This window comes from Alicyclobacillus cycloheptanicus (genome assembly GCF_028751525.1).
Taxonomy (GTDB): domain Bacteria; phylum Bacillota; class Bacilli; order Alicyclobacillales; family Alicyclobacillaceae; genus Alicyclobacillus_L; species Alicyclobacillus_L cycloheptanicus.
On the sequence record NZ_CP067097.1, the window covers coordinates 3,460,899 to 3,476,204 of the forward strand.

15 protein-coding genes and 1 riboswitch are annotated in these 15,306 nt (G+C 57.1%); of the genes, 13 read left to right on the forward strand and 2 right to left on the reverse strand.

The window, feature by feature from the left end; all coding sequences use genetic code 11:
- The first annotated feature begins 70 nt into the window (after positions 1 to 70).
- Both JI721_RS16310 and JI721_RS16315 read left to right on the forward strand, forming a co-directional pair.
- On the forward strand, positions 71 to 2,002 hold the full coding sequence (locus JI721_RS16310; protein WP_274455910.1) for an arabinofuranosyltransferase: 1,932 nt from the start codon (positions 71 to 73) through the stop codon (positions 2,000 to 2,002).
- Complete coding sequence (locus JI721_RS16315) at positions 1,992 to 2,597, forward strand: DedA family protein (protein ID WP_274455911.1); 606 nt, start codon at positions 1,992 to 1,994, stop codon at positions 2,595 to 2,597. The genes JI721_RS16310 and JI721_RS16315 overlap by 11 nt, the downstream gene beginning before the upstream one ends.
- Positions 2,598 to 2,709: 112 nt before the next feature.
- Here JI721_RS16315 and JI721_RS16320 read toward each other — a convergent pair whose 3' ends face one another.
- Entirely contained in the window at positions 2,710 to 3,672 is a 963-nt protein-coding gene (locus JI721_RS16320) for an alcohol dehydrogenase (protein ID WP_274455912.1), read from the reverse strand.
- A 177-nt stretch (positions 3,673 to 3,849) separates the two neighbouring features.
- On the opposite strand from JI721_RS16320, the gene JI721_RS16325 reads away from it, so the two are divergent.
- The 8 genes from JI721_RS16325 (at position 3,850) to JI721_RS16360 (ending at position 9,446) form a co-directional block, all read left to right on the forward strand.
- Positions 3,850 to 4,398: a GNAT family N-acetyltransferase gene (locus JI721_RS16325; RefSeq protein ID WP_274455913.1), complete on the forward strand. Its 549-nt coding sequence runs from the start codon at positions 3,850 to 3,852 to the stop codon at positions 4,396 to 4,398.
- Entirely contained in the window at positions 4,399 to 5,652 is a 1,254-nt protein-coding gene (locus JI721_RS16330; protein ID WP_274455914.1) for an MFS transporter, read from the forward strand.
- A 13-nt stretch (positions 5,653 to 5,665) separates the two neighbouring features.
- On the forward strand, positions 5,666 to 6,445 hold the full coding sequence (locus JI721_RS16335) for a class I SAM-dependent methyltransferase (protein ID WP_274455915.1): 780 nt from the start codon (positions 5,666 to 5,668) through the stop codon (positions 6,443 to 6,445).
- A 61-nt stretch (positions 6,446 to 6,506) separates the two neighbouring features.
- Entirely contained in the window at positions 6,507 to 6,971 is a 465-nt protein-coding gene (locus tag JI721_RS16340; RefSeq protein WP_274455916.1) for a GNAT family N-acetyltransferase, read from the forward strand.
- 39 nt (positions 6,972 to 7,010) lie between these two features.
- Positions 7,011 to 7,328, forward strand: a complete 318-nt coding sequence (locus tag JI721_RS16345) for a DUF3303 family protein (protein WP_274455917.1) — start codon at positions 7,011 to 7,013, stop codon at positions 7,326 to 7,328.
- Positions 7,329 to 7,399: 71 nt separating this feature from the next.
- Positions 7,400 to 8,014 carry an FMN-binding negative transcriptional regulator gene (locus JI721_RS16350; RefSeq protein ID WP_274455918.1) on the forward strand — a complete coding sequence of 205 codons (615 nt, stop codon included), beginning with the start codon at positions 7,400 to 7,402 and terminating at the stop codon, positions 8,012 to 8,014.
- Between the two features lie 221 nt (positions 8,015 to 8,235).
- Entirely contained in the window at positions 8,236 to 8,565 is a 330-nt protein-coding gene (locus JI721_RS16355; RefSeq protein ID WP_274455919.1) for a PadR family transcriptional regulator, read from the forward strand.
- 14 nt (positions 8,566 to 8,579) lie between these two features.
- Positions 8,580 to 9,446 carry a pentapeptide repeat-containing protein gene (locus JI721_RS16360; protein WP_274455920.1) on the forward strand — a complete coding sequence of 289 codons (867 nt, stop codon included), beginning with the start codon at positions 8,580 to 8,582 and terminating at the stop codon, positions 9,444 to 9,446.
- 282 nt (positions 9,447 to 9,728) lie between these two features.
- On the opposite strand, the gene JI721_RS16365 is transcribed toward JI721_RS16360, so the two are convergent.
- Positions 9,729 to 10,052 (reverse strand): antibiotic biosynthesis monooxygenase family protein, encoded by a 324-nt coding sequence (locus JI721_RS16365; RefSeq protein ID WP_274455921.1) that lies wholly within the window; start codon positions 10,050 to 10,052, stop codon positions 9,729 to 9,731.
- Positions 10,053 to 10,179: 127 nt separating this feature from the next.
- Positions 10,180 to 10,269, forward strand: a riboswitch (cyclic di-GMP riboswitch).
- Between the two features lie 96 nt (positions 10,270 to 10,365).
- Between JI721_RS16365 and JI721_RS16370 the strand changes: the two genes are divergently transcribed.
- The 3 genes from JI721_RS16370 to JI721_RS16380 all read left to right on the forward strand — a co-directional run bounded on the left by JI721_RS16370 (position 10,366) and on the right by JI721_RS16380 (position 15,229).
- Positions 10,366 to 11,622 (forward strand): EAL domain-containing protein, encoded by a 1,257-nt coding sequence (locus JI721_RS16370; RefSeq protein WP_274455922.1) that lies wholly within the window; start codon positions 10,366 to 10,368, stop codon positions 11,620 to 11,622.
- Positions 11,623 to 11,637: 15 nt separating this feature from the next.
- The gene (locus JI721_RS16375) at positions 11,638 to 12,849 is read left to right on the forward strand and encodes an MFS transporter (protein ID WP_274455923.1); all 1,212 of its coding nucleotides are present in this window, start codon (positions 11,638 to 11,640) and stop codon (positions 12,847 to 12,849) included.
- Between the two features lie 340 nt (positions 12,850 to 13,189).
- Positions 13,190 to 15,229: a penicillin-binding transpeptidase domain-containing protein gene (locus JI721_RS16380; RefSeq protein ID WP_274455924.1), complete on the forward strand. Its 2,040-nt coding sequence runs from the start codon at positions 13,190 to 13,192 to the stop codon at positions 15,227 to 15,229.
- The last annotated feature ends 77 nt before the right edge of the window (positions 15,230 to 15,306 follow it).

Below are 15,306 nucleotides of genomic sequence, written 5' to 3' on the forward strand. Positions count from 1 at the left end.
CATCATCGCAGTTGCAGCGCAAAGTGCGCCACATGACAGAGCGCTGAATCGCAGGAAGGATAGCGAACGCATGTACGTTGCCGATCTCACACGAATCATCCTGTTGCTGATGGCAGGGTTTCTGATTGTATTGTACCGATTGCCTTACGAACCCATCAAGAGGCGGCGTGAACCCATCGCCGTCTATTTGTTTTGCCTGACCCTGACCGCCTTGCTGACCGTCTTGTTCCACGGTACGCCCTTTGGGCTCAATAGTTACATGGGAGACCAGCACTACCTGCTGGCCGCCATCACCAAGTACCGTTATGGTTGGGCTTGGAGTGATTTCAGTTACGCGCATCTCCCAGCGTATTACCCGCCTTTGTACTTTTATGTGCTCGGCAAGGTGGCTTGGCTGGCTCATATCGCGCCTTATCACATGGTCAAGCTCGGTTTTTTGGCCGCCGCCCTGTTCCTTCCCGCCATCACCTACCATGTCTGGTCCCGATTGATTGGCAAACGACCCGCGCTGTGCTTGACGTTTCTGCTGTTCCTTGGATTCCCGTCGGAATTCCTCTACAAAACGTACGAATTTTCAACCGCGGTGCTCATCGTCCCGTGGTGGCTGTACTTTGGAGAACGTGCTATCCCCGCCATGTGGGCGACACGAAGGGCGAAGACGTTTAGCCTCATCGCGGGTGGGATTACCGGCGCGATCATTTTTCAAACGTACTATTATTGGTTCTTTCTCATTGTCTGTGCCATTATCGTCTCGTCGATATTGCACTGGATGCAGCGCTCGAGCGCAGGCTCACACGCCGCGGTTGAATCTCCGTTCGGGAATGGGTTGTGGCACAAACTTCGGATGCTCATGCTGGTGTTCATCCTCAGCGCCTATTACTGGGTTCCGCTCCTGGTCGATGCGGTCACCGTTGGCTATCAGAACTTCCAAAACCGGTGGCTCAGTCTCAGCATGATGTCGATTCACTTCTTCGACCAGTTGAACACCATGGACATCTTGACAGCCGCAGAACTTGCCGGATTTCTGTATCTTCTGGTTCACTACACTCGGTCGAAGACGAGCCGTGTCCTGTTCGAACTCACGCTGGCGTGCTTTGTGTGGTACCTGGTCGGATTTGTGGGGATTCTGTTTGGTTCGCCGAACCTGCACATGAAAGCATGGCTGCTCAACGATTCTCTGCTCCTGGTCGGGGCCGTGTTGGCCATCGAGCGGCTCTTGCAGATGAAACGGGTCATCCCTTACGCGAACCGACTGTGGCTGTTCGCGGCCTGCGTGGTCATCCTTGCGCAAGGACAAGTGTACGTCGAAACCATCACCGGTCAAAGTCAGCCGACCGGAACGTCCAAGTACTACGAAACGGCGCTGACGCATACAAAACCGCCAGGCAGCGTAAAGGAACTTGCCGCCGTCGGAAACGTCAACGGGAAGGTATTTCTGACCGACCAAACCGACGACATCGACTTTGCGCCGTTCGACCTGTTCATCGACGAAAACCCGAACTACGCGAACCCCAGTGCCCGGTACGGCGATCGCGCGCAATTCGTCTCCACACTTGGGCAGGTGCACAGCGCACAAGCGTTTGCCTGGCTCCTGCAGTACAACGAATTTGACACGGTGGACTACATCTGGATGACCCATCCCTACCTGGTCGTGGGGATGGACAACTACCCGAATGGAACGCGCTACAAACGCGTGTCGATTCCAACGGTGTATAAACATTCTCCGGACTTCAGCCGGGTCGGCAGCACGGACATCTACAAAGTGCTGCCCGTGTCGAAAACGGCTTATCAGCACTTCGACTTATACGCACTGGCTGTCGCCAGTCGCTATGCGCAGCCTTCGCTTCAGCCAGACGTCCTGCGCGTCTTTCAGCAGCGCGTGCGCACGGTCCACAATGAGGCGGCGCTCCAATCGATCACGCCGGTGCTGCAGGGCGACCCTTCACTCGCCGCATGGGTGGCAGCAAGGGCGGCTGCCCTGGACACGAGTCATGGCCGCTGAACTGCTTCATCACTTCGGTTACGTCGGCGTATTTTTGGTCTTTTTGACCGAGATGCTCGGAGCGCCCTTTCCAGCGGAGACAACGCTCACCTTGTGTGGTGTCGCCTGGTATGCAGGAGAGTTCCGGTTCGCACCCTTGTACGCCTCGGCACTGCTGGGTCACCTGACAGGGTCGACCCTGGCGTATGGCATCGGCGGGCGGGTGGGGCGGCCCATTCTTGAACGATACGGCCGCTATGTCGGGGTCACAGCAGCAAGACTGGGGAAAGTGGAGGGGGCGTTTCACCGGCGCCGGGCCGTCTACATCCTGTTGGGGAAATTCATCTCCGGCGTGCGCGTCCTGCTTCCCTTCTTTGCAGGCATGCAGCGCATGCCATTTGTCACCTTCACCGTACTGAACGCCATCAGCGCAGGGGTCTGGTGTGCCATCTACCTCCTCGAAGGCCGATTCTTCGGGGCAGCGTGGCAGCGCGCGCACGGGGGCCTGCAGCGGGATCTGATGATCGCCGCCATCCTCCTCATGGTCGCCGTCAGCGCGGGGTTCTCCCTGTACCGGAAGCGCCGGCATACGCGCGACCCGGAAGAGTGCCGCTGACGCCATGGTCCGCTCGATTCGTTGGTGACGCAGGGGAGGCAACCGAAATCGCCTCCCCTGCGTCGGGACTGTATCCTGAATTCATCGTAAGCAGGCAGACCTGTCCATGTGCTTACATCGTCAGCACTGCGCGAAAACGGACGTCTGCCTTCATCATCTTGTCGAACGCTTCCTGCGCCTTTTCGAGCGGGAAGGTCTCAATCATCGGCCGGATGTCCGCCAACACACTGAAGCGAATCGTTTCTTCAGAATCCTTCGCTTGTCCAGCAGTCCAGCCGCGAACTGTCCGCCTCCCGTTCAGCAGCTGCACTGGCGAAAGCGGCATCGCATCACCGGACCCTGCGACCACAATCATCTCACCGTTGCTGCCCAGGCCGTTGAATAACTGCGCAATTGCTTGTCCGTTCGGCGCCGTGGCAAGAATCACCTTGGCACCCCCCATTTGCTGGAGCACCTCGGCCGCATTTTCAGATTCGGTGTCAATGTAGCGATGCGCGCCAAGCTTCAGCGCCAATTCGCGCTTCTGACTGCCCCTCGACACAGCGACCGTGTGAAAGCCGGCCTTGCGCGCAAACTGAATGGCGAGGTGACCGAGACCGCCGATGCCCTGAATGACGACCAAATCGCCCGCCCGCGCAGTGCTGTGCTTCAACGCACCAAAGGTCGTGACTCCTGCACACATGAGCGGAGCGGCTTCCACAGCAGAGAGTCCTTCCGGCACACGCGCCAGCCCTTCCGCGTACGCGACCATGTACTGTGCGTAACCGCCATCCATGGTGAGTCCGGTAACCTGGTTGTGCCCGCCGTTCCAGCCCACGCCCACTCGCTCACCCACGGTCCAGCCGGTGACGCCGTCACCCAGCAAGTCAATCACACCGATGACTTCGTGTCCCGGAATCCGCGGGTACTGCATGTGTGGGTGATGCCCCTCCAACGCCACGACTTCACCGTGGCAAACACCGCATGCTTCCACCCGCAGCCGCACCTGTCCGGGCGCCGGCACAGGAATGTCTCGTTCGACAACTTCCAGCCGCCCATTTCGCTCCGGAATTTGCACTGCCTTCATTGTCGCCATCGAAATGACCTCCATCGAATAGAATCCAGTGATGAACTGACGTCCTCACTGTACCCAAATTGAACGGAGCCTCGCAACTTGTCGAATACACTCGGTACCACGTAGGATTTCTTGCTGGTAAAGCAGAAGTCTACAGAAGCAAATGACCTTTTTGAATTCAGCGAAGGGATGAATGAGATGTTCTTTCATCCGGTCAACACGCACATCCAGCTTAAACTCCTGGATGTGCAGGATGCAGATGAATTGTTTCAATTGACCGACACGTCCCGGCACAGTCTGCGAGAATGGCTGCCCTGGGTGGACGTGACACAGACAGCCGAGGATTCGAAGCGTTTCATCCAGTCCGCATTGCAGCAGTTTGCCAATCACCAGGGATTTCAGGCGGGCATTCTCTATGACGGTGCGCTGGCAGGCACCATTGGGTTTCACGCAATAAGCTGGGCAAACCGTTCCACGTCCATCGGCTATTGGCTGGGGGAGGGATTCCGCGGCAAAGGCATCATGACCACCGCCTGCAAGGCGATGGTCGACATCGCATTTCGCGGCTATGGTCTCCATCGCGTCGAAATCAGAGCGGCCGTAGAGAACCACAAAAGCCGAGCCATTCCAGAACGACTCGGCTTCTGCCAGGAGGGGGTCTGCCGCCAGGCGGAGTGGATTCGTGACCATTTCGTCGATCACGTCGTGTACAGCATGCTGGCGGACGACTGGACGGAGGGCGAGTGATTGTTGCCGCGAACCGTGAACCAGCGATGGGCGATCCCGATTTTAGTGTCCGGCATCGGGATCTCCAGCATCGGCGATTTTATCTACCTAGTCGCCATCAACGTGTTCATCCTAGAGCGCACGCATACTGCGGCCGCTGTTGCAGGGATATGGGTGGTCGCACGAGTCGCAGCGCTCGTGGTGGGGCCGTGGGCAGGGAGCGTCACGGACCGCGTGCCATTGCGCGGCCAGTTAGCCGCCATCGAGGGATGTCGGGCCGTCCTGCTTGGCGTCCTGCCCTTGCTGACACAGCTTGGCGCGATCTACGCGGACCTGTTTTTGCTTGGGGCGTTCAGCACGTGTTTCCAGAACGCGTTTCTGCCGTATCAGACAGCCTTGATTCCAGCGTCAAGCCAAAAACGTGTCAATTCGATCACCAGCACACTCCAGTACAGCGCATTTCTGACCGGTCCAGCCATCGCCGGCGCGTTGCTGCTGCACAACCATGCGTCTGTCCCGCTATGGCTGGATGCTTTGAGCTTCCTGGGGTCGGCCATGAGTTTTTTCCTGCTGCCGAGTGTCGGACACAACCAGCGTGATGCCGCTGCCTCCACCAAGCACAAACTCTCGTGGCGCGTGATTCGGTCAGACTTTCGGGAAGCAGCCGCTTTTTTGTATGAGCATCGCGTGTTTCTCACGGTCTATGTCTTCCGTGTCCTTTTGACGGTGTTCGCGCTGACCGCAGACTCGCAGGAGGTCGTATTCGCACAGAAGGCGCTGCACCTCGGTCAGTTCGGATATGGCATGATGGTGACAGCCGCAGGGGTAGGGTTTGTGTCAGGTTCGGTTCTCCTGACGTTCTTCGCCAAACGCGTGCGAACCTACCACCTCATCGGCATCGGCGGCTTGCTCAGTGCTGCGGGGTACGCCTGCTATGCCTTTGCACACAATTTCTGGACGGCCGTCGCAGGACTGGTGATACTCGGAATTTTCGGTTCTGGTGCCAACGTGGGCTGGACGACTTATCAGCAGCGAACCGTACCTGTCTCCATCATGGGTCGCCTCAACAACGTCGTAGGGCCGCCCCAGCAGGTGCTTGGTATCGCGTTTCTATTACTCGGCGGGGTCATTGCAACCCAGTTCGGTGTACGCGCCTTGATGATTGGGATGACCATCCCCATGTGCCTGGCTGCAGCAGCCATCCTGTGCGTCCTGCCCCAGCAAAGCAGAGATGCTCAAGGTGTAACCCGCACGAAACATACGCATTCCCAATAAAGGAGGATCTTCTGTGGGAGACGATGCAAAAGACGCCGTAAGAGCTCAGTTCAGCCGAAATGCAACGGACTATCGCGACGAACCCTTGTTTTCCGAAGGGGAGGACTTGCGACAAATGGTCGCCTCTGTCGGGTTGACAGGGAGGGAGGAACTCCTCGATATTGGCACCGCTGCCGGTCATACGGCACTCGCCTTTGCGCCGCATGTCGCGCGGTGCGTTGGCTGCGATTTGACGGAAGCCATGGTGGAGCTGGCCGCGCAATTTGCGGCAGAGCAAGGCGTCCAAAACGTGAGCTTCTGCGTGGGCGACGCCGAACACCTGCCATTCGAGGACGCATCCTTTGACATCGTGACCTGCCGGTTTGCCGCCCATCATTTTCCGAACATCCAGACTGCCATCCAAGAGGTGTCCCGCGTACTGAAACCAGGCGGCACGTTCTTGCTGGTCGATCACTACGCACCAGCGCATGCCGACCTCGACACCTTCGTCAACACCCTGGACCGCATGCGCGACCCTTCACACGTCCGGGAGCATCGCCTGTCCGAATACGAGACGTGGTTCGCAGACGCCAGCCTTGCTTACGAGAAAAAATTGACCTGGGACCTTCCGCTGCAGTTTGACAACTGGGTGCAACGCGCGCGAACCCCTGCGGACACGCAAGAGAAACTGGTCGAATACCTGCAAACCGCATCGAACGACTGTAAAGAAACGTTTCGGGTCACCTTCGATGACGATTCACGTCCCGTCTCGTTCTGCTTGAAATGCGCGTTACTGCGCGGCGTGAAACAGTAGTCGCAGCGAGTTTTGCGCAACCAACGACCATTCTTCAGATGGAGGGAGGGGACAGGGTGGAGTGGACGCTCCTCACCGATGCCCACACCGCCGTCCTGACCTCGCCCAGTACCACCCGCGTGCCCTGCCCGAAGCCATCGCGCTGGACGAACGCGTGTTTGGCGCCAGGCGAACAGCAGTGTATCGCGCACTGGGTCAGCACCTGCACGCGGGTGCGGTGGTGCGGGACCCGCAAGGTCGTATGATCGCGATCGCGCTGGCCATCCAAAGAACGAACATGCTGGTCGTGGGCCCTGTCATCGCACCGCATGCGAAGATGGCTGCCGATTTGGTACACGCGATTTCCTGCGGTTGGGACGGGTTGGTTCGCATTGACGTCCCTGGGCAGCCAGCAGAATTTGAGGCGTTACTGGGAGAGATGGGGTTCTCCGCAGCCATGGAATCGCCCATCATGGTCATGGGTGCACAGACACTGCCTGGACAGCGCCAGTACCTGTTTGGCATGGTCGACCCGGTGTTTGGCTGAAGCTACAATGGGACTGAGACATGAAAGGAGTTGAGACCGTTGCTGTTCCATGTGACGGCACGACATGATGTAGACCAGTGCGGCATGTATCACGAGGAAATCCGACAGGCCCTGCAGGCGTATCTCCCGCTCATCCCAAGCCGGTGTGAGGAATACGGTGTCAAGATTCACTTCGCGGTCGCAGGCCATCCCGAGCACGTTTTCTATTTTCTCGTCGAAGCAGATGATGTATCGGCTGTATGTACGCTGTTGTGCGAAGTACCAATGAAGCAGACGTTCGACATTCGGCCGGTACGCTCATTGGCGTTCGAACTGACACCGAGTCATCCAGAACCGCAAACGCCTGCGTCGGTATAACCGCTGGCGACATCAGGCCATAGAAACGGAGACACTTGGGGCCGCAAGCGCCCCCTCAAGGAGATGGCGACTTGTACGTACCGAAGTCATTTTGCATGGACAATCCGGACGAGATCACGGCCTTTGTACACGCCCACAGTTTTGGTGTGCTGGTCAGCACCACCGAAGCGAGGCCTGTCGCCACGCACCTGCCGCTTGTCTACGATGCCGAGGCGCACTGTCTATTCTCTCACATGGCCAAGGCGAATCCACAAGCACAAACCCTGCACGGGCAGGACGTCCTTGCCATTTTTTCCGGTGCCCATGCCTACATTTCACCCGCTTGGTACGAGGTGCCTGCCGCGGTACCAACCTGGAACTACACGGCTGTGCATATGTACGGGCGCTGCACACGGATTGAGGACCAGGAAGCGTTGGCCGACCTGCTCGAACGCATGATTCGGTTTTATGAACCGTCCTCCAGCTTGCCCAAACAACAGCACGAAGGCTTCTACCGCAACATGATGAACGCCATCGTCGGATTTCGCATCGATGTCACAGATATCCAGGGCGCAGCCAAACTGAGTCAGAACAAGTCTGTCGAAATCCGGCAGCGCGTCGTCGCACAGCTGCGTGCGACAGGAGATGTCAACGCCGCAGCCGTTGCACAAGCGATGGAAAAGAGATTGCCGCAGCAGGAGGCGTGAAAGGACCCCACAGCGAGACTGAAGGGACGCCCCACGCCCGGCGCACCGACAGCAAACGGATGGCGGCTGGAAGCCCAGTCGTGTGTTGAAGTTCAGCACACGACTGGGCTTTTTCATGCGATGCAACCGTCTTGTGTATTCAACATCATGATACACAAACAAACACATTACCTTGACTGTCATAGTATTGTGATGTATGATGCTTTCGTCGAGGTGACGATATGAGTCAGAACAAAATTACTTCCGACCTGTTGAGAGGCCACACCGATACGATGATTCTGCGGCTCTTATCGGAAGCGGATCGCTACGGGTACGAAATTGTGAAGCTCATTGCCGAGCGTTCAGGCGGCGCATACGAGTTGAAAGAGGCAACGATGTACTCCAGCGTCCGGCGGCTGGAGGCAGACGGGGATATCGAGTGGTATTGGGGCGATGAATCACACGGGGGCCGGCGCAAGTATTATCGGATCACCGAAAAAGGCAGGTCCACGTACGCCAGAAACAAAAGCAACTGGGAGTACGCAAAACGCGTGCTCGACACCTTATTGTAAGGAGAATGAAAGTGATGCATGAGAAATTGAGGACCTACTTGAACGAGCTGTTTGCGCCGTATGAAACGGTGGAAAGCGTGCGGGAGCTGAAGGCGGACCTCCTGAACGATTTACAGGAACGGTTTCGTGAACTGAAAGCCGAGGGCAAGGACGATGACACGGCGTTTGCCATGACGATTGACAGCATCGGCGACATCGAGCAAACGCTGCAGGAAGTCGCGAACCAGTCGAGCGCAGAGGAGCGTCAGGTGCAAATCAACCTCCATGCAGTCCATCTGAACGAGAGTGACTTCGCAGGCGTTCGCTTATACAAAGGAAAGTTCAAAGCGAGTCCGTTGACCCAAGCCAACTTTTCCGGCGCCGACTTGGCAGATACTTCATTTACGGTCAGCGATGCACGTGAAACCAATTTTGACGGTGCGCGCCTGACAGATTGTAACTTTTCCGTCACAAGCCTGCGGGGAGCAAGCTTTCGCCAATCCACCCTCACGCGCACCACCCTGAACATATCGGGCAAAGGCGCGAAATTCATCGATACGCGGCTTACCGATGTCCATTGGACCAAGACCGACCTTCGTGAAACGTCCTTTGCAAACTGTCTCTTTCACGGAGTTGCATTCAAATCTTGCGACCTGAGAGGGATTTGTTTTGACGGGCAAACCTTCATCGATGTCAAGTTTGACAAGTCATACCTCGGCGGCGCCTCGTTTCGGGGCGCAACGCTCAAGAACGTGTCCTTCCGTCTTCCACTCTCGGTGACCAACAAGGCTTACAACGACTTTAAAACCGTCTGCTTCGACGGCGCGGTGATGGATAAGCTGACCTATGCCGCCCTGAAGGGCCTGCGAGTCGTCGATTTGTCAAACGTCAAGGTCATGTAGGGGAGTGACAAAATGCAGGACTCGGCCATCCAAGTGAACGGACGGAAAAAGTCCTATCAACAGCTTCGTGTTCTGAATGGTGACATCGTGCCATTCAAACTGCATGGTGTGTCGGGATCGTCCTGGTGGCGTATGGAGCGGCGATGTGGGTTTACAAACGAAAAATCTCATGACTGCGCGTTGATTGCGCACATTTGTCCCTCCATCACACTGTACGCGTGCACGTTGACTCCGGCACAAACAGGCGCGTTGCACCCGGTGCCTCTTGCGCCCATTGGCGACTCACGTTTCGTTCGAATCAAGCGAAATCTCCTTCGGCGTGTACACCTCGAAGTATTCGACGGATGGCTCCCACTGAAAGGAGTCGCCAATCATTTGCTTCAGCTGGTTACGAATGGACTGGTAGGCGGCCATGGCGTTCTCTTTGGTTTCCCAGAATGAAATCGAGACGTAGTCCCCATTTTCATAATCCGCAAGCAGCTTGACGTTGATGAACCCGGCGAATTTTCTTTGTACAGAGGCGAGCACGTCGACGATGCGCTGCGCCTCCCAGCCGGTTTCAGCGCCTAAGACGACCTTAATCACGCGGGCATACACCGCTTTCACCACCCTTGAGCTCCCACTATCAATACTTCACCGTAACACTGCGCCCTCGTCGATGCAACCAGAGATGAATCCGGGCAGGAATCTCAATCCAATTGTAGAAGTAGTCAACAGAACGAAGTTCATAAGGGCAAAATAAGGGCAAATTCGCCGAAAGGCGGAGACGCAAAGCCACGGGTCTACGGGACGAAACGTTTCCTATGATGGCCGGGTTGCAGACCTTCCGTAGGAAGACAATCTGATGACCTCTGTTTGGCTCGCGCTTGCGCCAAGAGAGGTCAGTTTCATGAGATGAACCCCATGGATGGTGAACGCTGTGGTACCGCTTTCTCTGCTGCATGAGTTGTTCGATTCCCTGCCGGATGCGATGGTGCTGCTTCGCGTGGAGAATCACCATCGGTTTCGCTACGAGCGGGCCAGCCGTGCCGCGTATCGCAGCCACTTGTTTTGTGAAAGCCACCTTGGGAAATTGGTGGGGGAGGTGCACGCGCCTGAATATGCCTCCTATCTGCGCGAGAAATACGCCTACGCAGTGCAGACCCGAAAACCGGTGATTTTCAAGGACATCGTGCACCTCGACAACAGGTCGTTGATTCAGGAAGCTGTTGTCACCCCTGTCATGGACGGTTCCGGGAATTGTCAATACCTGATTGCAGAAATCTCCCACGAAATGGACAAGGCGGCCGCGCAGCGTGTGGAGGCTACGCGCCGGATTTTCGAGTCCTTCTTTCACGGTGCCGGAGAACGTGTGGTGCGCGTGCGCAATGGCGAGCATCATATCGACGTGACCGACGCGACCCTCCGCAAGGCGATGGAGGACGGGCAGTTCTTCGCCGAATATCAACCGCTCATTGCACCGCGAAGCGGGACCATGCTGGGCGTGGAGGCACTGATTCGTTGGCATCATCCGGATGCAGGATTGATTCCGCCGATCGCGCTTGTTTCAGCGGCCGAACAATTGGGGTGTTTGGTGGAAATCGATTTATGGATGATGCATCGAGCCTGCAGCGCCATCAAACAGGCAGACCTTCTGCCGCTTCACGTGGGCGTCAATATTTCAGCACAGCATTTGCGAAGGAAAGGCTTTGTGGATGATGTCAAGGCGATTCTGGCGGATGTGGCGTTTCCTGCAGACCAGTTGGTGCTGGAAATCACGGAGAGTGCCCTGATGGAAGAAATGGAGGTTGCGCTCGAAATTTTGCACACCCTGCGTTCCTATGGCGTGAAGTTTGCCATTGACGATTTCGGCACCGGTTATTCTTCGCTGAGTTATCTAAAGGATTTACCGGTCGATTTGCTCAAAATTGACCGTTCCTTCATCCATTCCGTGCCCGACGACCCGAGGAGCAGCGCCATCGTGGAAACTATTTCTAACCTGGGACGCCACCTCAACCTCCTGGTCATTTCTGAAGGCGTCGAAACCATGAAACAGCTCAATTTTGTCCGCAATCACTGCGACATGGTCCAGGGATACATCTTCAGCCGTCCCACATCATTAGATGAACTTCAGAGACAATTTCATTCGGCGCGTCCGGGCAGCAGCGACTGGCCAAGGATGGCGAACAGGACATAAGGGCAGGCGATCACGATGATCCTTTGGCCGATGGTCATTGTTCAGTTCTTTATGAGTTCGGCCCTAACCATCATGGCGCCGTTTTTGCCGCTGTACCTCGTGCAAATCGGCGTTCATCCAATGTCGCACGTGGATATGTGGTCGGGCATTCTAAGTTCCGTCAACTTTCTCATGGCTGCACTCTTATCTCCGGTTTGGGGCAGCCTGGCAGACCGTTCTGGCCGCAAGGCCATGGTGCTCCGGTCGAGTGCGGCCATTTGTGTGTTCACCGCATTGATGGGTTTCTCTCACAATGTCTGGGAACTGCTCGTTTTGCGGTTGTTGATGGGCATGTTCAGCGGATTTTCCGCATCCGCCATCGCGCTCGTGGCAACGCAAATGGAGGAGAACAAGCTGGGCTTTGCGCTTGGGTGGCTGAGCACCGGTCAGCTGGTCGGCGGGCTCGTCGGACCGTTGTTGGGAGGCGTCCTGGCCGATATCATCGGTGACTATCGATTCGTCTTCTTTTGGACGTCGGCGATTTCCTTCTTGGCGGTCCTGATTACCCTGTTTATCGTCAAAGAACGAAAGGTATCGAAACCGCAGGCCGATCGTCAGAAACAGCCGATTTGGAAACAACTGATGACCCTTCGTGACATCCAAGGGTTGTTTTCCATGTTCGTTGTGCTGCTCCTTGCGCAGTTTGCCACAAGGTCGCTGCAGCCGGTCGTCACCGTGTACGTCAAAGACATTGCCGGAAACGTGCCGTACCTGGCGACCCTGGCAGGATTTGCATTCTCCGTGACCGGGATGGGCGACTTGGTGGCTTCGCCGTTCCTTGGCAAACGGAGTGACCGAATCGGCTATAAGCGCGTCTTGCTGATCTCGCTTTTGGCAGACGCCGTCTTCACGATTCCACAAGCCTTCACCCGGTCTGTCTGGGTGTTTATTGCCCTCCGCTTCTGCATGGGCATGTTTATGGGCGGCATTTTACCCACGGCCAACGCGCTCGTCGGTCGACTGACTTCGGTCGAAAACCGCGGGAAAGTCTATGGACTGACGAGCAGCGCCACCTTCCTCGGGAGCTTCCTCGGACCCATGGTCGGCGGCATGGTATCAGCCGCCTTCGGCATTCCTGTCATGTTCTATGTGACAGCAGCGCTGCTGCTCATGAATTGGATATGGATTGCGAAAGTCGTACAGGAACCACCGCACGAGGAGATGCATGATGTGCGTTCCCATTCATAACACCTTTTCATAGAACTTTGACCTCGTCTAAATGGAAAATCAATGTTCTCGGTCTATCATTATCCTCAGGCAGGGTGGCAAACGGGGCCATCAATACTGGTGAGCGAAGGAAGGGGCTGCCAGTCGATTTATTTTTGCGGAGGTGAGACCGATGTAGTGGGCAGGATACTTAGGCATCTCCAACCACGAACCTGTGCCAATTGGCTTCGCATACGTTTCAGTTTGAATTTTCCGTGTTACACTGAGAGCGGCCGCCACTGTGGAGTTGGCGGCTGCATCTGCTTTCTTCAAGAAGGTGGGGTGCGCTAATCAGGCCAGGCGTGGAAGGAGATGGGGAACGATGAGAGCGTGGGGAAGCGTTGCACTGTGCGCCGCCCTGACCGCTTCTTTCGCCGCCGCCGGATGCGGTCACACACCGGATCCGAACGACATCCTGAACCAGTACTTGACCGACTGGTCCAAGCAGGATTTTCAGGGCATGTACGGACTTCTTTCGGCGACGGCGAAAAAGCAAATTTCCGAAAAGGACTTCGTGACACGCTACCAGGACATCGAATCCGGGATTGAAACCCAGTCCATTGTGGTTCAACCACCCGCTTCGGATGACAACGTCAGCGGCGGCACGGCAAAGCTCGGGTTTCGTGTGACGTGGAAAACCGCCATCACGAATCCTTTCACAAAGACGTATACCGCCCAGATGGTGAAAGACCAGGACGGATGGCGGATTGACTGGCAGCCCAACCTGATTTTCCCGGCGCTCAAACCGGGCTGGAAGGTTCGGGCACAGGTCGACGAGCCTGCGCGCGGCTCCATCCTAAGTGCCGACGGTCAGCTGCTGGCAACCAACGCCCCAGGAAAGGAAATCGGTCTGGTCCCCGGCAAAATGACAGCCAACTCCGTCAAGGACCTGGCGGCCGTGCTGCATCTGTCTGCCAGCGACATCCAAACGAGCCTTCACCAAAGTTGGGTCAAGCCAGACTTGTTCGTGCCCGTCAAGACGTTGCCCGCGCAAACGGAACAGTCCTTGGAACCGCAATTGCTGAAGATTCCCGGCGTCCTCATCACAGACAGTCCAACCCCTGTCCGTACATACCCAGAAGGCACCGCGGCAGCCCACGTCGTCGGCTACCTTGGCCCCATCACAGCGCAGGAATTGACAGCTGCTCGCAAATCAGAGGGCTACAGTTCAACCGATGTCATCGGCCAGGCAGGATTGGAAGCCGCCTTGGAGACGCAACTGCGCGGCACGCCAGGGGGCAAAATTTGGCTGGTGAACGGGAAGGGACAGTCAGAAAGTGTGATCGCGCAACGACAGGCAACGCCAGGGGACACGGTGACCGTGACACTGAACAGCAAGGTGCAGGCGGCGTTAGCCTCCGCGCTGGGCCATCACATCGGGTCAGCCGTCGCCCTCGACCCCTCGACCGGCGCGGTGCTCGGAATGGCGAGTTCGCCCGGGTACGACCCCGATGCCTTGACGCAGGGGCTCTCCTCCGCTGCGTGGCAGGCGTTGCTCTCGAACACCCAGGCGCCGCTCGTCAACCGTGCGCTCTCGCCGATTCCGCCGGGATCGGCATTGAAACCGCTGGTGGCTGCCATCGGCTTGACGGACGGCGTGCTAAAGCCGAGTACCACGTTTCCAAGTGATGCGGAACATTGGCAAAAAGACGCGTCCTGGGGCAACTACTACGTGACCCGGGAGCCGCATCCTGCCGGCACGGCGGACTTGCTGCACGCCCTGGTGTGGTCTGACAACGTCTACTTTGCGCAGGCCGGACTCGCCATCGGCGCCGAGCGATTCGTGCAGGGGCTGGACAGGTTCGGATTTGGCAAGTCCCTTTCGTTTCCGCTGGCGGTTGGGAAGGCCCAAGTGAGCAGCACCGGGAAGATTCAGAGCGACATTCAATTGGCAGACAGTGCATACGGACAAGGACAGGTGCTGGTCAGCCCGCTCCAACTGGCCGACATGTACACCGCATTTCTCAACGACGGCAACGTCTTATCGCCTTATCTGGTGAGCAAGGAAACCTCAGCCTTCGGCAAAGTGGTCCTGCAGCACCCGGCGCGTACGGTCGCGGAATCGACCGGTGTGTCAACGGACGCGGTCCAAGTGGTCGATGCCGACTTGCGGCAGGTGGTGGCCGACCCTGCCGGAACCGCGCACGGCATTGCCGATATACCGGGCTGGACGATTTCCGGAAAAACGGGGACGGCACAGAGCAAGGGGACGGACTGGGGATGGTTTGTCTCGTGGGGGACCCCTTCGGGTCAGAGCAAGCCGACGATTCTGGTGGCCATGGCTTTGGCCAACACGCAAAACGTCGGTGGCAGCAAGTTTACGGTGCAGCAAGTCCGAAACATCTACGAACAATTACGGTGACGAAGCCGAACAGGCCAACTCTCGACCTGTCCCGAACGCGGTGCCCCTGGGTGATTAGACAGAACCCGGGGCAGGCC